Annotated in this window: 16 protein-coding genes and 1 other annotated feature; of the genes, 7 read left to right on the top strand and 9 right to left on the bottom strand. The window is 60.4% G+C overall.

Going from position 1 to position 22,936, the window contains the following annotated elements; translation table 11 throughout:
- Window positions 1–2 precede the first annotated feature (2 nt).
- From B384_RS17705 to B384_RS0104195, 3 genes are read right to left on the bottom strand one after another with little or no spacing between them, the layout of a single operon-like run.
- Window positions 3–1,790 (bottom strand): ABC transporter permease, encoded by a 1,788-nt coding sequence (locus tag B384_RS17705; protein WP_035766435.1) that lies wholly within the window; start codon window positions 1,788–1,790, stop codon window positions 3–5.
- 14 nt (window positions 1,791–1,804) lie between these two features.
- On the bottom strand, window positions 1,805–2,908 hold the full coding sequence (locus tag B384_RS0104200; RefSeq protein WP_019481890.1) for an ABC transporter ATP-binding protein: 1,104 nt from the start codon (window positions 2,906–2,908) through the stop codon (window positions 1,805–1,807).
- A 48-nt stretch (window positions 2,909–2,956) separates the two neighbouring features.
- Entirely contained in the window at window positions 2,957–4,039 is a 1,083-nt protein-coding gene (locus B384_RS0104195; RefSeq protein ID WP_019481889.1) for an extracellular solute-binding protein, read from the bottom strand.
- A gap of 276 nt (window positions 4,040–4,315) precedes the next feature.
- Here B384_RS0104195 and B384_RS0104190 point away from each other — a divergent pair, with 276 nt between their 5' ends.
- On the top strand, window positions 4,316–5,956 hold the full coding sequence (locus tag B384_RS0104190; protein WP_156808962.1) for a serine hydrolase domain-containing protein: 1,641 nt from the start codon (window positions 4,316–4,318) through the stop codon (window positions 5,954–5,956).
- On the opposite strand, the gene B384_RS17700 is transcribed toward B384_RS0104190, so the two are convergent.
- The gene (locus tag B384_RS17700) at window positions 5,953–7,146 is read right to left on the bottom strand and encodes a PucR family transcriptional regulator (protein ID WP_156808961.1); all 1,194 of its coding nucleotides are present in this window, start codon (window positions 7,144–7,146) and stop codon (window positions 5,953–5,955) included. The two genes, B384_RS0104190 and B384_RS17700, sit on opposite strands and share 4 nt — an antisense overlap.
- 121 nt (window positions 7,147–7,267) lie before the next feature.
- On the opposite strand from B384_RS17700, the gene B384_RS0104180 reads away from it, so the two are divergent.
- The 4 genes from B384_RS0104180 to B384_RS0104165 all read left to right on the top strand — a co-directional run bounded on the left by B384_RS0104180 (window position 7,268) and on the right by B384_RS0104165 (window position 12,243).
- A complete protein-coding gene (locus B384_RS0104180; protein ID WP_019481886.1) occupies window positions 7,268–8,962 on the top strand; it encodes an amidohydrolase in 1,695 nt (564 codons plus the stop codon).
- A gap of 2 nt (window positions 8,963–8,964) precedes the next feature.
- Entirely contained in the window at window positions 8,965–10,290 is a 1,326-nt protein-coding gene (locus B384_RS0104175) for an MFS transporter (RefSeq protein ID WP_019481885.1), read from the top strand.
- 6 nt (window positions 10,291–10,296) lie between these two features.
- Window positions 10,297–11,565, top strand: a complete 1,269-nt coding sequence (locus B384_RS0104170) for an ArgE/DapE family deacylase (protein ID WP_019481884.1) — start codon at window positions 10,297–10,299, stop codon at window positions 11,563–11,565.
- A gap of 189 nt (window positions 11,566–11,754) precedes the next feature.
- Entirely contained in the window at window positions 11,755–12,243 is a 489-nt protein-coding gene (locus B384_RS0104165) for a DUF6998 domain-containing protein (RefSeq protein WP_019481883.1), read from the top strand.
- A gap of 107 nt (window positions 12,244–12,350) precedes the next feature.
- On the opposite strand, the gene B384_RS0104160 is transcribed toward B384_RS0104165, so the two are convergent.
- The 4 genes from B384_RS0104160 to B384_RS0104145 all read right to left on the bottom strand — a co-directional run bounded on the left by B384_RS0104160 (window position 12,351) and on the right by B384_RS0104145 (window position 19,153).
- Window positions 12,351–13,634, bottom strand: a complete 1,284-nt coding sequence (locus B384_RS0104160) for a M20 family metallo-hydrolase (protein ID WP_019481882.1) — start codon at window positions 13,632–13,634, stop codon at window positions 12,351–12,353.
- 256 nt (window positions 13,635–13,890) lie between these two features.
- Window positions 13,891–15,459 carry a DNA/RNA helicase domain-containing protein gene (locus tag B384_RS0104155; RefSeq protein ID WP_019481881.1) on the bottom strand — a complete coding sequence of 523 codons (1,569 nt, stop codon included), beginning with the start codon at window positions 15,457–15,459 and terminating at the stop codon, window positions 13,891–13,893.
- 184 nt (window positions 15,460–15,643) lie between these two features.
- Complete coding sequence (locus tag B384_RS0104150) at window positions 15,644–15,964, bottom strand: nucleotide pyrophosphohydrolase (RefSeq protein WP_019481880.1); 321 nt, start codon at window positions 15,962–15,964, stop codon at window positions 15,644–15,646.
- A 138-nt stretch (window positions 15,965–16,102) separates the two neighbouring features.
- Window positions 16,103–19,153 (bottom strand): DUF3427 domain-containing protein, encoded by a 3,051-nt coding sequence (locus tag B384_RS0104145; RefSeq protein WP_019481879.1) that lies wholly within the window; start codon window positions 19,151–19,153, stop codon window positions 16,103–16,105.
- A gap of 231 nt (window positions 19,154–19,384) precedes the next feature.
- Here B384_RS0104145 and B384_RS0104140 point away from each other — a divergent pair, with 231 nt between their 5' ends.
- Entirely contained in the window at window positions 19,385–19,963 is a 579-nt protein-coding gene (locus B384_RS0104140) for a DUF7255 family protein (RefSeq protein ID WP_156808959.1), read from the top strand.
- 289 nt (window positions 19,964–20,252) lie between these two features.
- On the top strand, window positions 20,253–21,323 hold the full coding sequence (locus tag B384_RS0104135) for a hypothetical protein (RefSeq protein ID WP_019481877.1): 1,071 nt from the start codon (window positions 20,253–20,255) through the stop codon (window positions 21,321–21,323).
- 293 nt (window positions 21,324–21,616) lie between these two features.
- Here the strand turns inward: B384_RS0104135 and B384_RS17695 are convergent.
- Window positions 21,617–22,881, bottom strand: a protein-coding gene (locus tag B384_RS17695; RefSeq protein WP_156808956.1) for an IS3 family transposase whose coding sequence is annotated in 2 segments (ribosomal slippage) — window positions 21,617–22,578 and window positions 22,578–22,881 — 1,266 coding nt in all. Because the reading frame shifts where the segments join, the coding sequence is not laid out codon by codon here.
- Window positions 22,448–22,582 (bottom strand) — a sequence feature (AL1L pseudoknot). (Overlaps the previous gene by 135 nt.)
- Window positions 22,882–22,936: the final 55 nt, after the last annotated feature.

Raw genomic sequence — 22,936 nt, 5'->3', positions numbered from 1 at the left:
GATCAGGGCAAGCTGTCGTTGCGAACAGGCGCCTTGTCGGCGGGTTCCACCGTGGACGACGCCGGGCCCTGCGACCCGGCGGCAGCCTTCCGTTGGCGTTTGTTGGCCCGGTCACTTGCTGACTTCCGCCCATAGACCAGCCACATGGTGAAGGTGGAGATGATCATCAACAGCACCGTGTAGACGAAGGTCAGCGCGGTGGTGTCGTTGATCTGGTCCCCGGTGGTGGCGTTGCGGATCACCACACCCAGTGGCTGATAGATCGGGTGTGAGAGGAACACCGCGGTGTCGTAGTCGTCCAGCAGGCTGTTGAAGTTCAGCGCGGTGATGGCCGCAGCCGCCGGCAACACCAGCGGAACCAGGACCCTGCGGAACGTATACATTGAACCGGCGCCAAGAATTGCTGCAGCGTCCTCGACGTTGTCGGGGACCCCGGCGAACGCCGCCTTCAGCAACCTGAACGTGAAGGGTATTTTCACGATCACGTACGCGATCGCCAGAATACCGACCGTTCCGGTGAGGACCTGACCACCCACCAGAGGTTGGGCGTGATCGAAGGTCAGGATCAGTCCCAGCGCAATCATGGTGGTCGGCAGGATCCAGGGGATGTGCAGCAGGTATTCCATCACAATCGTCAGCTTGTTCCGGTACCGCTGGATCATCCGCGCGGTGAAAAGCATCAGGACAATGACGACGACGGCGGTCACCGCACCGTAGCCAATGCTGACCAGGAAGGGCCGGTAGCCGCGCTCTTCGGTCAGGACATTGATGTAGTTCTCCAGGGTGAAGCTGTCCAGGCTGATCGTCCCGGAGTTGATGGAGCGGGCGTCGGTGAAGGAGAACAACACGATCAGTGCTGGCGGCAGGACGTAGATGAGGAACAGGACGTAGGCCATCACGTGCACCACGATGTTGGCGGTCCGGTTCTGGATCTTCTGCTTCTGCAGTGCCACGGGCACCTTGGAGACGGAGAAGTACACGCCGCCCTTCTCGAAGCGGTTCATCAGCGCCAGCAGGGCGATGGTTGAGATGCCCAGGATGATGGCCAGCGTGGCGGCCAGGTCCCGTGAGGTTGGGCTGTTGGCGAAGGCGAGGATCATCGGGGTAATGGTCTGGAACTCACCGCCGAGAATCTGTGGGGCGGCGAGCGCGGCCAGCCCGGCGAGGAAGGTCAGGATGGTGATCGCAAAGATGATCGGCTTCAGCATCGGCAGCACCACCCGGCGCAGCACGGCCCAGTCGGACCCGCCCATCATCCGGGCGGCCTCGACCGTCTGGTAATCCACCCGGGCGATTGCTGCCGACATGAACAGCAGGTGGTAGCCGGTGGACGAAATGGTCATCACGAAGATCACGGCGATCATTCCGGAGAACCATTGCGGGTCAATGCCCGGCAGCACTGAACCGATGACCTGGGTGAGGACACCGTTCGGCCCGTACACCGTCTTGTACCCGGCGACCAGAACCACTCCCCCGTAGATGAGGGTTGTCGCGTAGCCGAGCCACAGGATGCGCCCGCCCTTGATGTCGTAGAACCTGGTGACGAGGACGATGAAAATACCGACGATGTTGACCGTCACCGAGAGAACGACGGCGAGGACAAAGCTGTTGCGCAGTGCGTCGACGGCTCGTTCGGAGGACAGGAGGCGCTCGACCGATCGAAACGTCAGGCTTCCCTCGGGCGAGACGAAGACCGACCGCAGGATCGCGAAGTTCGGCATCAGGAGGAACGTGAAAATGAACCAGGTCAGGAACAGCGTCAGGACCAGGAAGAGCGGGTTGCGCAGCATCTGGCGCACGTTGGTCACCGGAGGACTGCCTGTCCATCGGATTTTTCGGCTGCCTGGTGGCCTGTTCCCTGCAGACCGGAGCCAGGACCGGCCTGATCGCCGTCGGGGTATTGCAGGAGATGGTCGGGGTGCAAGGAGAGCGTCACCCAATCCCCGGTTCGGTAGTCAGTGTCGTCCTCCCGCATGATGGTTCGCAGCATTCCGTTGTCGCCGCAATCCACTGAGTAGGTGGAGCTGGTGCCCTGGTAGGAGCGTTCCTTGATGGTTCCGCCGATGGTGTAGGCGGAGGCCCCAGCCTCGTCGGGGACGATTGTCACCCGCTCGGTGCGAAGGTAGGTGACGGCGTCGGGCTTCAGCTCAGAGCCTGGCGCCGCAGCGAGGCGTTCCACCAGCTGGGGAGTGAGCCGGTTGACGTCGCCAATGAAGGTGCAGACAAACTCGGTGGCCGATCGGACGTAGATCTCGTGGGGGGTTCCTACCTGCTCGATCCGCCCCTTGTTGAGCACTGCGATCCGGTCAGACATTGAGAGGGCTTCGTCCTGGTCATGTGTGACGTAGACGGTAGTGATGCCGAACTGCCGTTGCAGGTCTTTGAGCTGACCGCGGAGCTGCTGGCGCAGTTTCGCATCCAGGTTCGATAGCGGTTCGTCCAGCAGCAGGATTTTTGGCCGCAGCACCAGGGACCGCGCGATGGCCACCCGCTGCTGCTGGCCGCCGGAAAGTTCGGCGACGTTCTTTTGAAGTTGTTCGGGCGTCAGATCCACCTCGCGGGCGATCTGCGCGACGGCGTCGTTCACTTCCGTCTTCGGCTTGCGTTTGGCCCGGAGCCCAAAGGCGATGTTTTCGAAGACGCTCATGGAGGGGAACAGCGCGTAGTTCTGGAAGACCATGCCCAGCTCGCGCTGGTCGCTGCGTAGCCGGGTCACGTCCTTGCCGGCGATAGAGATGGAGCCCTGCGAGGGGGTGATGAGTCCGGCCAGGGTGCGCAGTGCCGTGGTTTTGCCGCAGCCGGACGGGCCCAGGAGGGTGAAGAATTCGCCCTCCTGGACCGTCAGGTTGAACTGGGGCAGTGCGAGGAAGTCTTGAAAGCGGACCTCGACGTCGGAGTAGGTAATCATGGGGTGCTCCTTTTCGGGTAGAACGGCGCCGACGGCGAGGTCGAGGGGTTAGAGCTTGATGTAGTTCAGTTCGATTTCTTCCATCCAGGCGTCGACGTTTTCGGCGACGACGGCCCAATCAATGTCCTGTTCGTTGAAGGCACTGGTGGCTTCGACTGCCTCAGCGTTGGCGTCCCCGATGGCGGCGGCGTTGGTCGGTGCGGTGAAGAACTCCTGGGACCAGGCGGCCTGGACTTCGGCGGAGCCGAACCAGTCGATGAACTCCTGTGATACTTCCTGGTTCTCGCTGCCGGCTACCAGACCGATGTTCTGGTAGACGAAGGGAACCCCGGTCTCGGGGTTGGCGGCCTCGGTGGTGATTCCGTATTCTTCCTCGCGGCTGAACTTGCCGGCGAGCCACATCTGGCCGGCGTTCACCTCACCGTTGGCCATGCGTGCGAACAGATCGGTTCCTTCAATGGAGGGGTTGCCGTTGGCAAAGAACTCTTCGATAGCGGTCCAGCCCTCATCGCTCACCCCGAGCTTCCCATTCTCGTCAAAGTAGGGGGCCAGGATGCCGGTGATCACCATGCGGGTGGTGCCACCGCCCAGGACGGTCTGGGTTTCGTACTTGCCGTGGAACTTTTCGTTTTCCCACAGCTCGGGCCAGCTCTGGGGGCCTTCACCGGCGGGGTAGGCCTCGGTGTTGTGGATGAGCATGATGGGTTCGCGGACGATCGGCCAGAACGCTCCGTCCTCGCCACCCGCCACGTACTCTTCGACCTCGCTCGCCCACTCCGGCGTGTAGTTCTCGAGTACTTCAGCTTCCTTGAGGCTCTCAAACTGAACGTTGGTGGGGCCGAAGGCGACGTCGGCAGCAGGGTTGCCCTTTTCGGCGATCAGCCTGTTCTGGATGTCACCGGCGCCCAGATCGACGAGTTCGATGTTGAAGCCTTCGGTTTCTGCCCGGTCGGTGAGCCATTCGCCGCGTCCGTCGCTGACCGAGTTGGAGTAAACAATCAGGGTGGTGTCTTCGCGTGAGGCTCCGGATTGTGAATCCCCGGAATCGTCACCCGCCCCACAAGCGGTCAGGAGAAGTACCGAGGCAGTCAGCACCGCAGCCTTGGACCAGGAAAAAGCAGCTTTGCTCATCGTTGCGTTCCATTCGTAGAAGACAAGCCGAGAACCCGAGGGTTCTGGCGTGAAGAAGTTCAGTCAATGTATGCGCATACATCATGCCCCGACAAACGAAGGAACGAGAAATGTATGCGCATACATAGTAACCATGGAAATGTGACTGCGGCCATACTTTCGGGTGAACGGCTAGCAAACGGTCCGTGGCGGGTGGGGTGTTGAATCTGCGACCTATTGTTTTCCCTCCAGCCCAGTCCTACCGTAAAAGACTGACAACCGAAGTGCAGGTGCGGCATGCGGAGACCATCCTGGTCCTCACTCTGCCTCGTGATGTGCGCTGCGATGTGCCTTGTGGTGTGCCTTGTAGCCGCTGGATTCCTCGGCGGCGCTCCCCTGTCGGCAGCTGCCTCTCCGGCTGCATCATCGATGCAGGCCGCAACCCAAGAGCAGGTGTACGCCGAACTGGACGCCTACCTTCAGGAACAGATCCAGGACCTGGGACTCCCCGGCGCGGCGATCGCCGTCGTCGAAAATGGAGTCCAGGTCCACACCGCCGCCTTCGGCCACGCCGATAGCTCCGGACGGCCCATGACCCCACAAACCCCGGTGCTGCTGGCGTCCACCAGCAAAACCTTCACCGCCATCGCCGTCATGCAGCAGGTCGAAGCTGGCCGGTTACAACTGGATGAGCCGGTGCAGACCTACCTGCCGTGGTTCACGCTCGACGACGGCCGCTCGGCGGAGATCACCGTCCGCCACCTGCTCCATCAGACCAGCGGCATGGCCTCCAGACATACCGCCTTCGAATACTCGGACGCGCAAGGTGCCGACGCGCTCGAAGAGGGGGTGCGGGACCTCGCGGATTCCCCGCTGACCAGCGAACCGGGCGCACGGTTCCGGTATGCCAGCGCCAACTTCAACATCCTGGGCCTCCTGGTCCAGGATGTCACCGGCCAGCCCTTCGGCGACTACCTGGAGCAGCACGTCTTCGACCCGCTGGCCATGGACAACAGTCATCCGACCCGGGAGGGAGCGCGAGCGAACAACGCCGCCGACGGTTACTCACTGTGGTTTGGCAGCTGGTGGCGCCAAACTGAGACTCCCGCACCGACCACCGGCATGCCGTCCTCCACCCTGTATTCATCGGCCGAGGATCTCAGCCATCAACTGATTGCCCTGCTCGACGACGGCCGGTACGGCGACTCCCAGATCCTGCAGCCCGAAAGCATAGAGACGATGTTCGAGCCCCGGGCACGGACCAGCGGATCCACGCGCTACGCCATGGGCTGGTTCACCAGGCCGCTGGTGGAGTCCACCGATCCGGCAGCACCGCCACCCGCGGAGCGGACACTCCCCCGCCTGCTCGAGCATCAGGGCGAGTGGGGCAACAGCCACACCTACCTCGCCATGGTTCCCTCCGACGGGCTGGGCCTCGCACTGGTGATCAACGGCAATGACACCGCAGCCCCATCACGGCTGAAAGCGATCGACAGCAACCTCCTGCGGATCCTCCACGGCCAGGCACCGACACCCACGGTGGTGCAGGAAGACTGGCTGCAACGCTCCAGTTGGGCGGTCGCATTCGGACTGCTGCTGGCTCAGCTGCTCAGCCTGGGGCTGACGCTGCGGCTCCTTCGGCCCAGCCGAGGAGCCGCTACCCGGAAACCGCAGATCCTTTTGGCCTGGGCCGTCGCAGCGCTTGCCCTCGACGGATTCACGCTGTGGCTATGCCTCAGCTACGCCCCTACCCAGTTCGACACCCACCTGTTCGTCATCATCCGCCAGTTCCCCGACGTCGGCATCTCCCTGGTCCCGGTGCTGGCGCTGGCCATCTTGTGGCCGGTCCCGCGCACCAGTTGGCTACTGCTCGCGAACCAGAAGCGGCGCAGGGAGTCGGGCGTTACCCGCCCACGGGTCACCCCGAAATCGGCCTAACCGGGCTCCCCGACTGGCGCCTGACAACTCAGCGCGGCCAGCACCGCCGCGGCGTCCACCGGCCTGTTCGGGCTATACCCGGTGAGCTGCTCAAACCGGGCCAGCCGGTTCAGGACCGTGTTCCGGTGGCAGTAGAGTTCCTTGGCGGCATCCGAGACCGACCCGGAGCTGAAGTAGGACTGCAACGTCTCGATCAGCCGTTCCCGTTCATGGTCGGAGATCGCCGCCAGCGGGCCCAACACCGTCTGGGCCAGCACCGGGCCGAACTCCCCCATCTGGGCAGCAGCCACATGCCCCCAGGTCTCACGGATGGTTTGCCGTCCCGATGCATCGGCAGTCACCGCCTCGACTGCCTGCAGCGCGATTCGCAGCATCAACGGAACCTCCGCGAGCGATCGGGCTGGTGGAGCCAGGAAACAGCCCTGTTGGTCCAGCCAGGGTCGGGTGCCGGCCGGTTCCTTCCCAGCACGGGCCGGCAGGTCCTCAAGGATCAGAATCAGCGCGCCTTCGCGCTCGTGGAGGTGCTGCCCGACGCCGGCCGCCATCGCCCGCTCGCGGAACGCCTGCTGCGCGTGATCGGCGGCGACGGCGACAATGAACTGGCTCTCCGGGTCCACCCCGAGTGCGCGGGCGGCCTGTCCCAGCAGTTGCGGGTCCTTCCCATCACTGGTCAGGAGCCGGGACAGCAGGAACGCGCGTTGCTGCTCCTTGGCCTGCGCCATGCTGGCGAGCTCATCCAGGTAGCCGGCGTGGACGCGGATGGTGTGGAACTCGACCGCTCCCCAGACCCGCACCGCATCCTTGGTGAAGTCAGGCAAGGATGCTGCGGGCACCTTCTCCAGCATCGCCACCCACAGCAACCGGAAGTCCATTCGGACGGCCTTCAGCAGCGATTCGAGTGGAACACCCTGCCGCGCGCGTCGGTGACCCAGGGCATTGGACACCCCCGTCAGCCGCTCGGGTAGCGGTAACTCCCCCACCAGGCGCAGGAGGAGTTCGAGGGAGGCGACGGCCGTGTCCCGCAGGTCCTGCCCGTCGACTGTCGATCCGGCGTAGCCCTCAATCTCCTGGACATCCAGCAGGAACTGGTCGGTAATACTGTCGATGTCAGCTAGACAGTCAGCGACCACATCGGACACCACTGACCGCATGGGCGCCCTTTCGGGGGTGTCGGGTGCAAGATTGGGCATGTGCCCATTCTAGCCGGACGGGTGAAGGTGATCACCCATTGTTTGGCGGCGTGATCCAGACCACCATTGAGTAAGCCATTTCACCCCTTCCGGCATTATGCCCTCTAGCCCTTGGATGTTGATGCTTGATCTAAAGCTCGTCAATGCCAGCTTGTTCACGCTGGCCGAAGCCACCCCCACCGCTACAGCGATGGGAGTCCTGAACGGCCGGATCGTCGGCTTCGACGATGACATTATCGATCTCCCGGCACGCCGCACGCTCGACTGTGGCGGCGCCGTCGTCGTCCCCGGGTTTGGCGATTCACACAACCACATGGCGTGGTTTGGGCAATCGCTGACCGAGCTGGATCTCTCCGGCTGCACCACACTCGACGAGCTCTACGCCGCGGTCACCGAGTTCACTGACGGGCTCGACGACGACGCCTGGGTGGTCGGGTCCGGCTACGACGACACGGTGCTCGGCGCCCACCCGCACCGGGACGACCTCGACGCTGCCGCACCCGGCCGTTCGGTCTGGCTCAAGCACCGTTCAGGCCACATGTGCGTGGTGAACACTCCGGTGCTGGAACGCGCCGGGATTCTCGACCGCTCGGTGTCGACTCCCGAGGGCGGCACCGTGGTCGTCGGCGATTCCGGCCCCACCGGCCTCCTCGAGGAGCAGGCCCAGAAACTGGTCACCGCGCTCGTGGTCCCCTATCCGATTGCGGATCTCGCCGATGCGATCGGCGCCGCGAGCGCCGTCTACGCTTCCGAGGGTCTGACCCACGTCACCGAGGCGGGCATCGGGTCGGGCTGGATCGGCCGCAGCCCGGTGGAACTCGCCGCGTACACGGAAGCCCGCCGGCGTGGCACCCTGAACACCCGGGTGCAGCTGATGTCAGCCAGCGACGCGCTGCACCCGCTGACCTCCGCGGAGGAGGACCGGATCAGCTTCGGCCTGGACCTGGGACTCACCACCGGTTTCGGCGATGACCATATCCGCCTCGGCGCAATGAAGATTTTCGTCGACGGGTCGCTGATCGGCCGGACAGCGGCCGTCACCGAAGCGTTCTGCGATCATGAGCATTCCACCGGCAGCTTCCAGCTCTCCATCGACGAGCTGACCCGCCGCATCATCAACGCCCACTGCTCCGGCTGGACGGTGGCAGCGCACGCGATCGGGGATGCCGCCGTCGACGTCGCGCTCGACGCCTTCGAGGTGGCCCAGAATGATTGCCCGCGCCCCGGCGTCCGGCACCGGATTGAGCATGCAGGGATCGTGCGGCCGGACCAGCTGGCCCGGTTCGCCACCCTCAACGTCACCCCCGTCCCGCAGGCCCACTTCCTGTACGAGGTGGGCGACACGATGGCCGCGGCTGTCGGCGTCGACCGTGAACCGTGGGTCTACCGGCACCGCTCCTTCCTGGACCAGGGGGTGCGGGTTCCCGGCAGCTCGGACCGGCCGGTGGCCTCCGGCGCGCCGCTGCTCGGCATGCAGTCGATGGTGTTGCGGCAGAGCTCCGGTGGAGCGGTGATTGGCCCTGAGGAACGGGTCGACGCCGAGACTGCCTTGCGCGCCTATACCGTTGACACCGCGTGGATGGCCGGCGACGAGGACCACCGCGGCACCCTCGAGCGCGGGAAACTCGCCGACTTCGTGGTCCTCTCCGACCATCCCGCCGACGTCCCAGCCGAGCAGATCGGCGCTATCACCGTCCTCGCGACGGTGATCGACGGCCTCGGTGTCTTCGGCCAGGACTACCTCGACACCCTTGAAACTTCACCGACCGTCCGTCATATAGAGCACGAATCCACTACTGAGAAGCAGGAAGTTTGAGCATGCAACCACATGAGGCAACCCAGGAAGAGAAGCCGGATGTTCCGGTAGTCAGCGGCAAGGACGCGGGCAAGATTGCCCGCGCCGCCTTCGTTGGCACCGCACTGGAATGGTACGACTACTTCCTGTTCGGCACCGCGGCAGCAATCGTGTTCAACCGGCTTTTCTTCACCGAGCTCGACCCCACGGCGGCGACCCTTGCGGCGTTCGCGACTTTCGGCGTCGGCTTCGCCGCCCGCCCGATCGGTGCGGTGCTCTTCGGGTACATTGGCGACCGGGTGGGCCGCAGACCGGCTCTGCTGATCACCATTGTGATGATCGGTGTCGCTACCGGCTTGATCGGGTTCCTGCCGGACTTTGGCAGCATCGGCCTCGCGGCTCCCATCATGCTGGCCGTCCTGCGCCTCATGCAGGGTCTCGCCGTCGGTGGTGAGTGGGGCGGTGCCATGACGATCGCCGTCGAGCACGCACCGATCGAAAAGCGCGGCAGGTACGCGGCGCTGGTGCAGGTCGGTTCACCGGTGGGCACGCTGATGTCCTCTGGTGCGTTTGCCCTGGTGCTGTTGCTGCCGTCCGAGGCGTTCGACGCCTGGGGCTGGCGCCTGCCGTTCCTGGCCGCGTTCCCGCTGCTCCTCATCGCCCTGTACATCAGGTTGCAGGTCGAGGAATCCCCCATCTTCCGTGAATTGGTCAAGCTCGAAGAGCGCGCCAAGATCCCCGCCGTCGACGTGTTCAAGCAGGCCTGGGGCCGGCTGCTCGTCGCCATCGCCGCAGCGTTCCTGGGCGTCGGCGGGTTCTACGTGATGACCACCTTTGTAATCAGCTACGGCACCACCACCCTGGGCATGGACCGCCAGCTGATGGTGAACGCCACCCTGGTGGCCGCCGTCGTGCAGATCGGTGTCGTCCTGCTGGTCGGCAGGATCAGCGAGAAGATTGGTCCGGGTCGGATGACCTTCTTCGGCGGATTGGCGACGGCGGCTGGCGCGTTCCCGCTGTTCTGGATGATCGATACCCGCAATCCTGCGGCCATCATCCTCGCGGTGACCATCGGCATTGCGCTGGTTTCCCTGGCCTACGCCGTGACCGGCGCGCTGCTCACCGAGCTGTTCCCACCGCACCTGCGGTACAGCGGTGTAGCCCTGGGCTACAACCTGGCCGGCGCCATCAGCGGGTTCCTGCCGTTGATAGCCGTCGCACTGCTGGGTGCCACCGACGGCGGTTCGTGGACCGCTTCGCTGCTGCTGATGGCCGTGTCCCTGATTACCGCTGCTGGCGGATTCTTCGGCGAGAAGCTCCGCGTCAAAGATAAAGCGATTGTGCAGTAGTCCTCCATGCTGACACCAGAAATCACGAAACGGATTGCCGACGCCGTCGACGCCGCCTTCGACCGCCAGCTCGAGTTCACCGCCGAGCTGGTGCGGCACCCGTCACTGCGGGCCGAGGAGGCCAGCGCGCAGGACCTGATGTTCGCCGAGATGGAGGCCCGCGGGCTCACCATGGATCGGTGGCAGCTCGACGAGGAAACCCTCTCCGAGCATGTGGGCTACGGGCCGACGACCGTCGCGTTCGAGGACCTCACCAACGTGGTCGGCACGTACACGCCGGCTGCGCCCGCCACTGGGAGGTCGCTGATCCTCAACGGGCACATCGACGTCGTCCCCCCGGGTCCGGAAGACACCTGGTCGAGGAGTCCGTGGGACGCCGAGATCAAGGACGGCTGGATGTACGGACGGGGGTCCGGCGATATGAAGGCCGGACTGGCCGCGAACCTGTTCGTGTTCGACGCGCTGCGGGCTGCCGGACTCGCTCCAGCAGCCGTCATCCACATGCAGTCCGTTGTGGAGGAAGAGTGCACCGGCAACGGGTCGCTGGCCGCCCTGCAGCGCGGGTACACGGCTGAGGCCGTGGTCATCCCCGAGCCGGAAGAGAACATGCTGGTGCGAGCCAACGTGGGAGTGATCTGGTTCAAGGTGCGCGTCTCCGGGAAGCCGACCCATGTGCGGGAGATGGCGACCGGGTTCAACGCGATCGACGCCGCGTACACGGTAATGGGCGATCTGAGGGAGCTGCAGGACACGTGGAATGCCGACAAGGGCAGCCACCGGTACTTCGAGGATCTGGATCATCCAATCAACTTCAACATCGGGATGATCTCCGGCGGCGACTGGCCGTCGAGCGTGCCGTCCTGGTGTGAGTTCGATGTGCGGGCGGCGCTGTACCCGGGGGTAACGGCGGCCGATGCGTGGTCGCAGATTGAGGACTGCCTGCGGGACTCGACATCGGGCGCCGAGGTGTCGGCGGTACGTACCGGCTTCTTCTCGGAGGGCTATGTGCTGGAGGAGGGGTCCGACGCCGAGGGCGTCCTGGCGTCGTCGCACCAAGAGGTGTTCGGGGCGGCTCTTGAGTCGTTTACGACGCCGGGGTACCTGGATGGCCGGGTGTTCACCCTGTACGGCGGGATCCCGGCGCTGGTCTACGGACCGATCTCGGAGGCAATCCACGGGTTCGATGAGCGGGTGCACGTGGAGTCGGTCCGGAAGGTCACGAAGGCGATCGCGCTGTTTATTGCCGAGTGGTGCGGGGTGACTGAGACCGCATAACTCTAATTCAAGGACTTTTTGTGACTTAAACGGTCCCCTATGGCGCAACCCGAGACAGGTTGCCACCGTCGGGGACCGTTTTGTTGTGCACACCCGCAATAGCTGAGTCCATCCAAACCGCGAGCAACCTTGCAGTCACACCTCTCAGATTCCGCTGCGATGTTCCGTCCTTGAAGTAGGTTCGAGTACATGGACTACAAGGAGATGAGCGTTCGAGATCTACTCCGCGTTACTAGGAACGCGTCGGTGGAACTCAGGCGACGCGGGGTGATCAGGACAGACAATGCGCCCCTCGGCGATGTAGCTGAGTATGTGGTCCGAGATGCATACGGAGGACACCTAGCGGCCAATTCTGGGAAGTCGTTTGACCTGATGGACGCTGGCGGCCGTTCCGTCCAGGTCAAGGCCCGCACTGTGGTCAATCAACGCGCAGGCGCAACTATTTTTTCCCCATTCCGGAGTTTCGACTTTGATGTTGCAGTATTTTTGGTATTCGACCGAGATTCTATGGATCTGTTGCGAGCAGTGGAGGCAGATGCTGACTCCGTACGAATCGCTGCAACGTACAAAAGCCATACGAACGGTTATGTGGTTCAAGTACGCAAAGTCATGTCGGCTGACTCTGGCTTTGGTACTGACGTTTCTAGTGCTATCGGCGAAGCATACGGGCGGATCTAGAGCCAGGACCTGCCTCGATAAAAGCCGTGATGCTAGCCGTGAAAAAGCGGGACCTGAAACCTTGATTCAACTCTGTAAACCCTCGCAAGCGATGTAAGTGGACCGAATTACCGGTCATCAAGTTCGCCCTCGCACAGGCTCCGTACGACGTCAGTCAGGACGTGCAGCCCGGTGACAATGTCCTGGTCCGTGGTGTACTCGTGTTCGTTGTGGGAGATGCCTTCGACCGAGGGGACGAAAAGCATGACCGTCGGAACGATGTCCTTCATGTTCGTGGAGTCGTGCCCGGCCAGAGTCTTCACCCGCGCGTGGCTGATGCCCCGGTTGGCGGCGAGCTTTTCCGCCAGTGCTACACCTTCTGTTTGGTAGGGCGTGACCGGCCAGCAGTGGGAGCCGATCTTTTCGATCTTGACCCGAGCGGAGCGTTCGATCTGTTCGATCCGGTTGTGCAGCATCCGGTCTGCTTCCTGGAGCAGCGCTTCGTTCGCAGAACGCAGATCCAGTAAGAGGTTGACGCGTGAGGGAACGACGACGGGCGAGTTGGGGTAGACATCAAACTGACCCACCGAGGTGTGGACGGCGCCGTCAGGGAAGTGGTCAGCAATTTCCCGCGCAGCGACGACGAGCAGTGAGGCGCCGAGCAGGGCGTCGTGCCGGTCGGCGATGACGGTGGAACCAGTGTGGGCCTGTTCGCCATGCACAACAAACTCGTATTTGTTGGCGGCCCAGTTAGAGTCGACGACGCCGATGGCGATGCCGTCATGTTCCATGCTCCGACCCTGTTCGATATGAATCTCAGCGCAGTAGGCGGCCTGCGGTCCGGAGCCTTCGCCGAGCGCGTTGGTGGATACCAGCGCTTCACGGACCGTGATACCTTCCGGGTCGGTGGTAGCCAGTGCCGCGTCGGGCGTCATCTTGCCGGTGTAGACGGAACTTCCCATCATGGAGGGCTTGAAACGGGAGCCTTCCTCGTTGAACCAGTTCACGACCGCGAGGTTGTAGTGCGGGCTGACACCGCTCGTTCCCCACTCGGCGGCGAGACGGAAGGCAGCGTGTGCTGCGGCAAGAACACCATAAGCACCGTCGTACCGGCCGGCGGTGGGCTGGGAATCGAGGTGCGATCCGACGACGACGTAGGGCTTACCAGCTTCGAATTCCAGCAGTCCGAATTGGTTGCCGATCTGGTCAAAGCTGACGGTGAATCCGTTATCAGTCAGCAGCTTCGTGAACCAGGCGCGCTGTTCTCCGTCTGCGCTGGATCCGGCCTGGCGGTCCACCCCTCCCCCAGGGGTGGCACCGAACGTACTCAGCGTGGCGAAGTCATCAAGGAACGCTGAGTCCTTCGCTCCATATCGAGAAGGTTTTGTTTCAGGTACAGCGCCGTTGCTCATTTGAATCATCCTTAGTCTGACGGGAGCTTTGTCCCATCGTCGCAGCGGACGGCTACTGTTGCACTGGCCCTTTCCAACTAGTTCCCGGCGAAGTCTTGTGCCCCTGCACACCTGTCAGGAAGCCCATATCGAAAAAAATCCGACACCCAAAGCTCGGTCGAGCCATCCCCTAAGAACAGCCCCTGAAGGTGAAGCCTTGAACCTAAGCTATGGCGCTCCGCTCCAGGAATCTCCTTTTCGACCCAAATCTCGTTTCCTAACCAACCACAGAGTCAACCGCGGCTCCAGTCAACCCGGTCGACTGCTGCGAAAGAATGAAACCACGCAAGTAAGTCCGAAGAGGCTCATCACATACGTAAACATATGTCCCAAGTATGCCTCGCGTCATTAGTACAGAATAAATATTCGTGATGTATCTATATAGGTCTTCATCGGTATAGACTAGGCCCAATTTAGGATTATTTTCTTTACCTTTTTTATCAAAGTAACTTGAACGATCAACCCTGATAGATTCAGTTTCGGGGTCGTATCGGAGATCCGGACCAATAATTACACCTGCAAAGTTTAAATCGTAACCCTGCACTGTATGAATTGACCCAACTTCGTTGAAGGAATTTGGGGAGTTGATCCAGTCGGTCTGGGTCTGATTCCAACGAAGCTGACACCCCTCAATATCAATATCAAAGGCGCTTGGATCGGTTTTGGTCTTCCAAGGCCATGCATAACCAGCGACAAGTCGGGCTAGTCGCGTTTCCGACTCTTTTTCATGCAGGACGCTTCGCATAGCTTCGAAATCATCAAACAGCCTGAAATCGTAATGCTTAAATGTGTTCGGCGCTGGGGGGTTTGGTGAAAGCATCTTCCGCACGTAATCTACGTAATCCGTTCCTCCCCGGACTCGCATCTGCGAATGCAAACGGTAGAACCTCCTCTCAAATCGAGAATTTGCCAATACTGCCTCAAGCAAGTCTTCCGGGAGGTCAGCTGGTCGAACACTTTGTTCGGCGTCCACAAGCAGAATCTGATGTCTGCTGCTCCTGTATATCCAGTCAAGTTGGGTGATAGCTAGGTCATCTGCGCCTACGAAACCTTCGGTTATCTCGCGAAACCTTTTATTCTGGGGACCTGAAGGCTGGTTGGCCCGCTGGCTAAGTCGGTGGGCCTCGTCCACTATTAACAGATCATAAGGCTCTCCGTCGGCCGATAAGTCAAAGGGGCTCAACACCATCCGTGGAGAAAGGGAAGGAGTTTTCTTGAAGACCTTCCTTATTGTCGAGCGTAACGATTGTTGCGGGATAATTAGACCAACCCTATAATTTTCTAGGAGATCCCGGTTCCCCTCGACGAAAAAATCTGCAAAAATGGAATCGCTGTCAAGCTCCTCCCCTTCTTCAGCTACTTTGATGTCATTAAGGAGCTTCATGAGGAAGATCGCTATGATGGTTTTACCTGTACCTGGGTCTCCTTGAATGACCATCGTACTTGACACTCCTTTTTCTATTTCACTAAGAAGCCCTTCCAATATGTCCGATATTGCACCTGCTTGATCGTGATTTAATGATTTGAAAGGAGAGAATTTAAAGAGATCGCTGTTTTGAATTTCGGGAATTGTTCTTTCAAACATTCCCGCCGATCGCAGGTTTTCGAAAATTTGGCCAAACGATGCTGCGTACTTTGCGCGATCATAGTAATCAGAATCAGCAATACCTCCATTCCCGTTCAAAACTTGGTATCGTCCCTCACCAGCGAACAACCGAATCAGAAAGGACTCTAGATCAAGGCAGGCTGATTTATTGAACGTTTCATCGATGATGAGGTGAAGCATCTGCAAGGATTTTTTCTTCGGTGATTTCAGATGTTGACGCATCCGGGACGAGACACTTCGCGATTCGCCCACATAAACGCCGGATGAGTCGCTGAGCGTGTACACAACCGGCCAATTCGTGAATCTATCTCCACTACGGCCCAACCGTTCTACATTGGAATATGTGAAGTCATGACGCTCGATCCTAAAGCTTGTCATACTTCGTACTCCGCCCGAGAGCCTTATTTATCGGATACTTGCCCCGGGTCTCTTCTAACTTGGTCGCCACAATGGAGTCAGGTTCCAGACCTAGCCGATCGGCTAACAGGTATGCGTACGTCAGGACGTCGGCAAGTTCCGACTGAACGCGATTGGGATCGGCATCGTCGCCCCACTGAAAGCATTCCAAAAGTTCACCTGACTCGATCGAAATCGATTTCGCCAGGTTGGCGCTGCTGTGAAACTGACCCCACTCACGCTCGGAAACCAGCTCGCGAAGCAACTGAAGCACGAATTCTTGAGACATATTTTCACCCTACATGGCCTCGTGAAGCTGCCGTAGCATCGTTTGAAACTCGACACCCTCGCCGGGCAAACAAAATTTCGGATAGATATACGAAGGGTATATCGGTAGCTCTGAGATATTAGCTGCCGCGCTGCTTTGCTAGCGGGCGGCAGTAGCCGCAGTTGCGAAAGTTTCGGCCGGCATTGGCCTTTGCAACCGCCATGTGATGGCGATTGGTCGGCCTCCTTCGTGCTGAACATAGTCGAGCTGTCCCAAACACGTATATGGAACAGAAAGGCCAGTCTCGTCTTTGGCCGTATCTCGTGTGAAGAGCAAAACATGAGTATCTTGAGCGCGCCGATTCACATATCGCTGCCCAACGGGGGTCTCGGGGGAGGTCGCGTTCTGAGATTCCCAGTGAAACAACTCCGGGCTGATCGCATAGTCCTTATACATAGTCGTTGCCGAGTGCTTTTTGTGGTCCTTGTCCAGCGTGACAAAGAAGGCGTCCGTTGACGTCGCGGGACACCAAGCAACACCCTCGCGGTGCTGCACGTTCTTGCCGAGCTCCAACGAACCATACTGAAGTGCGGCCAGAACTTCCTCGCGTCGGTAGGTCGCGTGTGAGAGCAGCGGAATAAGCTGCAGCCCATCGCCGAGACCTTTCGCGGCATGCTTGGACGCGGCCACTCCGAGCTTCAATATCTGGCGAATCTCGCTGCAGACGAACTGGTAACCGCGCAGATAGTCGAGGCCGGCGTCGTACGTCTTGAAACCGCCGCCGTCGTCCCAGAAGGTGTAGAAGAGCATGCGTGCGAACGTTTGTTTCCTCATACCGAGATCCGAATAGCTCGGCGCATCAAGGCCAACCAACATTGAGTATGCCTCGGCACGTTCCGGATCGTCGACGTGGATGAGCGCAGCCATGCGGCCAAGGAGCTCCTTCTCATGTGCGTCGGATAGTTCTTGAATTTTGCCTCTAAGGGCAACCTCCAACGGCGAGAATCCCTCGATCAGCTTTGCCTGGCGAAGGTAGCCGGTCCAGGAATCCCTGGTGGAACGGTAGATCGACTTCACGCCGTTTCCGGACCGCTCGAGATACTCCTGCAGGCTGGTCTCTGCGTACGATGCTATGTCCCGAACCAGCTGTGCACGGTTGAACCGCAGCTGAGCTTTGATGTTATCCAACACCACCTTCTGTGCCACCCGATCCAACACAATCTGCGAGCCCGACGGCAGATAGGGGAATTCGTCCTCGACGGCCTTTTCCAGCTCCTTGCGCCCGTACCCGGTGAGCGCCCGGTAGCGCAGGTCGAAGCGGAACTCACGGCGTTGCTGGCCAATGAAGTCCATGACCGTGAGCACTGCTTTGCCCTCGGCTCGGCGGAGCCCGCGCCCCAGCTGCTGGAGAAAAATCGTCGCGCTCTGTGTGGGCCGGAGCAGCAGGATGGTGTCTACCTGCGGTAGGTCCAGGCCTTCATTGAAAAGGTCGACGGCGAAGATGCAGTTGATTTCCCGCCTACGAAGCCGCTCCAGCGCGGCCGCGCGGTCGGCCTCGTCGGTGCTCCCGTCAACCGCAACCGAAGCGATGCCGGCGCGGTTGAACACCAGAGCCATGTAATGGGCGTGCTGGACCGAAACGCAGAAACCGAGTGCGCGCATGTGAACAGTGCTGGTGACCTTGTCCCGAAGCTCACGGATCACTTTTGCTGCGCGAGCGTCGTTGCCTGTGTAGAGATTACTTAGCTCAGCGGTGTCATAGTTTCCGCGTTTCCATTCGACCTGGCTGAGATCGACGTCATCCGACACGCCAAAGTAGTGAAATGGCACGAGCAGGTCCGCGTGCAGAGCATCCCAGAGTCGAAGTTCGCTGGCGGTTCGCCCATCGAAGAACTGCTCAGCGACGTTAACCCCGTCGCCACGCTCCGGTGTCGCGGTCAGCCCCAGCAGTTGCTGCGGCGTTAGATAGTCGATCAGCGCTCGGTATGTGGGAGCCATAGCGTGGTGAAATTCATCAATAACGATGACGTCAAACTTAGTCGGTTCAAGCTGCTCGATCCCGAGGCTGTTGAGCGACTGAACTGAAGCGAAAACGTGATTCCAGGTCGTAGGTTTGTGGGCGCCGACGTAAAGCTCGCCGAAGGCGCCATCCTGCATCACGTCCCGGTAAGTGCCCATTGCCTGCTGGAGAATTTCCCGCCGATGTGCGACGAAAAGTAGCTTCAGGTCCCTGCCTGCAGCATCGCGTAGCCGTTTGTAGTCTAGAGCTGCGATGACTGTCTTGCCGGTTCCCGTGGCCGCGACCAGCAGGTTGCGATTGTGGCCTTTAGACCGCTCAGCTTCCAATTCTTCCAGCATTTCCTCTTGGTGAAGATACGGCTGCACCTCAAGCCCGGTAAACACGCCAGGCGTAGGGGTCCGTCGCCCCCCGTTGCGCTCCAGCGCTGCATCAAGGTTTTCGCCGTCGCGCTCTGGATTGTATGCTTGGAACGCGCGCTGCTCCCAATAGCTATCGAACGTCAATTCGAACTTTTTCAGAAGTGCCGGCGTGCCGATGCTGGAGAGGCGCACGTTCCACTCAAGTCCATCAAGGAGTGCCGCTTGGCTGAGGTTTGAACTACCAACGTAGGCAGTATCGAACCCGGAGTTACGGCGGAAAAGCCAAGCCTTTGCATGCAGCCGGGTGGCATGGGTTTCGTAGTTGATTCTTACTTCGGCACCGTAACGGTTGACGAGTTCGTCGATTGCTCGACGCTCAGTGGCACCCATGTACGTAGTGGTGATCACTCTGAGCCTGACACCACGATCTTCTAGCTGTTCGAGAGCGGGTTTGAGCAACCGGAGCCCTGTCCATCGGACGAAGGCACACAACAGATCTACCGTGTTAGCTGATTCGATTTCGGTTCGCAGCTCGGCGGCCAGGTTCGGATCCTCTTTGCTGTTGGTTAGCAGAGCCGAATCTGACAGGGGTGTCGAGGGCCGGCGAAGGTTTCGGCGCTTCAGCGTATCCGGCCGATGCAGTGAGTGGAGTTGCGTTGGCCCCGCGGCGATGCGGTCCGTACCGGCCAGGTGATCAAGCAGCCTATTGGCGAGGGCAACGCGCGCACCCGGCTTGGCTGCGGCCAACTCCTGACGGACGATTTCGGCCACATGGCGGGAGAGGACGTCCGGACTGGAATCGTCTTCTACCGCAGCGAACACAGCTCGCATTTCGGACGTGGTCTTCAACGAACTGCTGAGAGCATTCGTGTTGAGTAGTTCATACAAGCCCTCAGGCAGCTGCTTCGCTGCCGCTCCCCCAACGGAATTAGTCACTGCGCCAGGCTATTGGGTAAAGGCCTAGAAGCCAAACCTTCTATAGGACCACTTCATGTGGCTATCTCAGATTCCAAAATCTGTCCGCGTCACTGTGAAATCTAGACCTACCTTTACGCTTGTTCCATGCCTGTTGGGGATTGTGAAAATGCGTTTATGGAAGCAGCCCGCAGCGAGGGTGTCGAACTGGCTCGGTACAAGACACCGTGGCTCAATCAAAAGGGCCACTTCGGATTGCCCGATCAAGCCCTCAACGTAAACGGCCCGCTTAGTGACATCTTCTTGTCCCTCGGAGGCCAGGCCATTGAACAAGCGGCCAAGCGAACGACGGCCTTGCCTGGCGATTTCATCCACCTCACGACCGGAACAATTATTGAAGTCGACGAACTGCAGCACTTCACCAGCTTTCGTTTGAAGTCATTCGACTACTACCCAACGGGATATCCCCTTGACTTTGAAACCACGGAGTATCAACAACTTTGCCGCAGATTCGCTCCGAAAGCCGACAAATATCGACAGACGAAGACCGCGGTAGCCTTCGGCCCTGGCGGCCGGCAGCGGCAGCGCGCATATTACGATGCACTTCGCGATCTCGCCATCCCGGCAATGGGACATCCACCCATAATCCGCGTTCCAGCTCCCGACGGCGACGGCGCTGCGGCCTTTAACAGGAATAGAAAACGAATATTGCTGGCCGTTGATTGACTTACGGCAGGCAAACCGTTTCGACGTAGATTCCCACCCCGCCAGACAGCGGAAAACTGTCCCGTTGTGGATCCTCCGTGGACAATAGGCCCCATACTCCGCGCCAGTCTAACGATCACCCCGCCCCAATTTGGGGACACGCTTTGACACATTATTCGCTTCCGTCGATAAGGGCTGTACCTTCTATCGCCGCCATCACCGGCCGACTCGCACCTTCCGTCCGGTTGACCTCCGGAGTATGCTTTAGCCGCAGCCCAGCTCTTGAACGTTTTTTAGAGGGAAGCGACTAATGAGCGAGATCCTCATCCGAGCGCTAGATGGTTCATGGTCAGAGCCTGCAGGTCGCGGGTACTCGCTCGAAGCGGATCTTCAACAGATCCTCGCGGATCACCCTCATCTAGTACCCGGCGTTGGTGCTGACGCTAGGTCGTGTCGCGAGTTCCAATCCGACGTCGGCCCAGCCGACGTCATGATTGTCGACGCTGACGGACAAATTACTTTGGTCGAATGCAAGCTCGCGGCCAACCCACAGGTACGGCGCGAGATCATCGGTCAGGTCTTCGATTACGCATCCCGCCTGTGGAAAATGGATGTCACGGACTTTGACAGTCGGTGGCGTAGCCGTAATCAGACTTCGCTTTTTCAGGACGAGGTTGTTGACGAGTTCAACCTGAAAGAAGCCGTGAAAAACAACTTGGCAAACGGCAGGTTCAGAATAGTATTGGCCGTCGACTCCATAAATCCCAGCCTGAAAACCATCGTCGAGTATCTTAACTTCATGGCGGGAGCCGCCACCACTGTTATCGCAGTTAAATATACGCACTTGGTTCATGGAAGCGTGGAACTGCTCATGCCAAAAACTTATGGCCAGGAGCTCGCGGAGGCGAAACGTTCTTCGGAAATCCCATCCCGGGAGACCTGGAACCCAAGCACCCACCGCGAGTGGTTAACGGCCAATGATCCGGCCAATTTGGAGAAATTCAATCTACTCATATCCGAAGCGGCCGGATTGGGCGTGGAATATCACGGATCGGACAGCCTGGAGCCTGCAGGTGGCCTGCGCGTCGTCACTCCGGAAAGGCAGTGGGTTGGATCACTCAATATCTATTACTACACCGGGCAGCGCACCTCGCTGGAGCTCAACTTCATCAGGCAAACCCGTCTGGAAGATCCGGATGGTCAACTGTCAGCGAAATTTCGTTCTTATCTTCAGAAACTGGAGCAGTTTCCCGAACTAGGGGCGGCCGTCGGTCTTTTGAGGAGCGCGCCACGAACGAAACGGCCAAACATCCCATTTGGATTTTTGTCGGAGGATTCCATTCGGGGAATCGTAGCCGCATTGCGCGTCTTTGTGGAATGAGGTGATAGTTCGCAGTACGCAGTTGATTGCCCATGCCTCACCTATAGATCCGGAGCGCCGACCCGTAGCCGTGCGGCAGTCCCTGACCGCGAAGCCAGGAGACCAGAACCTCGATCACCGCAGCCACACTGAGGCGGGAGTCTTGGCGGAAGTCACTGAGCGACCTAACCAACCTGGCCCGGACCGCTATCGGAACGGCTGAGAGCTCCCTACCCAGCGTCGTCAACAAAGCAAAACCGCAGGTGAAAAAGCTGCGAGAGATTGAACCGCTCTGGGTTTGATGGAGACTCGCGCTATTTGATTTCCGCCAGCTGAGCGTGGTCGGTTTGGTCAGCATAGAACATCTGCTCGAACTCCGCGGGTGGAACATCGCCGAGGTAGCCGTGGAGGCGTTGGGTGTTGTGCCAGTGGACCCAGCCGAGGGTCGCTAGCTCGAGGTCTTCGACCGTCTTCCACGGTCCGGGTCGGGCGGGGCCGCGGACGAGTTCGGTCTTGTAGTAGCCGTTCACCGTCTCCGCGAGGGCGTTGTCGTAGCTGTCACCGACGGTCCCGATCGAGGGTGTTGCGCCGATTTCCGCGAGACGTTCGCCGTAGCGGATCGACGTGAATTGACTGCCCGCATCGCTGTGGCATCGAAGATCCTCGTGGTGAGCACCACGACCCCAACGGGCCATTTCGATCGCGTCGAGAACCATTTCGGTGCGCATGTGCGACGCGCATCGCCACCCGACGATCATCCGGCTGAACACGTCAATGATGAAACAGACGTACCCGACGCCGGCCCATGTCGGGACGAAGGTCAGGTCGGTCACCCAGAGCCGGTTCGGGGCCGCCGCGGTGAACTCCCGCCGGACTAGATCCGGGTGCCGCGCCGCAGCCGGGTCAGCCCTGGTCGTTTTGACCCGCTTCGAGCGTGTCGCGCCCTCGATGCCGGCGGCGCGCATCAACCGGCCCGTCTGGTCGCGGCCGATGTCCATTCCGGCCCGGCACGCAGCTTTCCAAAGCTTACGGACCCCGTAGACGCGGTAGTTGTTCTCCCACAGGGCCACTAGATCGGGTATCAGAACCGCGTCGCTGACGGTACGCGCGGACGGTGCACGGTCCCTCGCGGCGTAGTACGTGCTCGGAGCCACCTGCAACAGGCTGCAGATGGGCTCGACTCCAAGCGGGCGACCCTCAACGACGTCGTTCTTGTTCGCGTCGATGAACGCGACTACTTCCGGTGTTGGCGGTCGAGCTCCGCCCCGAAGAAACTCGCAGCCCGTTTCAGGATTTCGTTCGCCCGACGCAGCTCCCGTACTTCTTGCTCAAGGTCCCGCATCCGGCCCGCATCCGCAGTACTCACACCGGCGACGTGCCCGTCATCGATGTCGGCTTGCTTGACCCACGACCGCACCGACTCAACCCCGTATCCGAGCTGAGTAGCCACCCGATGGACCGTCCCGTGCTCGGTCCCAAGCTCTGCCCGCAAGGTTCGAACCATCCGCACCGCTGCGGCTTTCTCCTCCGGCGAATACCGACGTGCCGTCGGCCTCCCAGTTCCCTGACTCTTTGCCATGACTCTATTCTCGATTCCAAGGTCAGAAGCCTCCAACAAACCCAGGGCGGTTCAG

Source organism: Arthrobacter sp. TB 23 (genome assembly GCF_000294595.1).
GTDB lineage: Bacteria > Actinomycetota > Actinomycetes > Actinomycetales > Micrococcaceae > Arthrobacter_D.
This window is presented reverse-complemented; position numbering and strand designations above follow the sequence as displayed.

Excerpts from the sequence above, each read along its gene's own strand:
- B384_RS17705 (WP_035766435.1), bottom strand. The coding sequence starts at position 1,790 with ATGCTGCGCAACCCGCTCTTCCTGGTCCTGACGCTGTTCCTGACCTGG.
- B384_RS0104200 (WP_019481890.1), bottom strand. The coding sequence starts at position 2,908 with ATGATTACCTACTCCGACGTCGAGGTCCGCTTTCAAGACTTCCTCGCA.
- B384_RS0104195 (WP_019481889.1), bottom strand. The coding sequence starts at position 4,039 with ATGAGCAAAGCTGCTTTTTCCTGGTCCAAGGCTGCGGTGCTGACTGCC.
- B384_RS0104190 (WP_156808962.1), top strand. The coding sequence starts at position 4,316 with ATGCGGAGACCATCCTGGTCCTCACTCTGCCTCGTGATGTGCGCTGCG.
- B384_RS17700 (WP_156808961.1), bottom strand. The coding sequence starts at position 7,146 with ATGCCCAATCTTGCACCCGACACCCCCGAAAGGGCGCCCATGCGGTCA.
- B384_RS0104180 (WP_019481886.1), top strand. The coding sequence starts at position 7,268 with ATGCTTGATCTAAAGCTCGTCAATGCCAGCTTGTTCACGCTGGCCGAA.
- B384_RS0104175 (WP_019481885.1), top strand. The coding sequence starts at position 8,965 with ATGCAACCACATGAGGCAACCCAGGAAGAGAAGCCGGATGTTCCGGTA.
- B384_RS0104170 (WP_019481884.1), top strand. The coding sequence starts at position 10,297 with ATGCTGACACCAGAAATCACGAAACGGATTGCCGACGCCGTCGACGCC.
- B384_RS0104165 (WP_019481883.1), top strand. The coding sequence starts at position 11,755 with ATGGACTACAAGGAGATGAGCGTTCGAGATCTACTCCGCGTTACTAGG.
- B384_RS0104160 (WP_019481882.1), bottom strand. The coding sequence starts at position 13,634 with ATGAGCAACGGCGCTGTACCTGAAACAAAACCTTCTCGATATGGAGCG.
- B384_RS0104155 (WP_019481881.1), bottom strand. The coding sequence starts at position 15,459 with ATGCTTCACCTCATCATCGATGAAACGTTCAATAAATCAGCCTGCCTT.
- B384_RS0104150 (WP_019481880.1), bottom strand. The coding sequence starts at position 15,964 with ATGTCTCAAGAATTCGTGCTTCAGTTGCTTCGCGAGCTGGTTTCCGAG.
- B384_RS0104145 (WP_019481879.1), bottom strand. The coding sequence starts at position 19,153 with ATGCGAGCTGTGTTCGCTGCGGTAGAAGACGATTCCAGTCCGGACGTC.
- B384_RS0104140 (WP_156808959.1), top strand. The coding sequence starts at position 19,385 with ATGCCTGTTGGGGATTGTGAAAATGCGTTTATGGAAGCAGCCCGCAGC.
- B384_RS0104135 (WP_019481877.1), top strand. The coding sequence starts at position 20,253 with ATGAGCGAGATCCTCATCCGAGCGCTAGATGGTTCATGGTCAGAGCCT.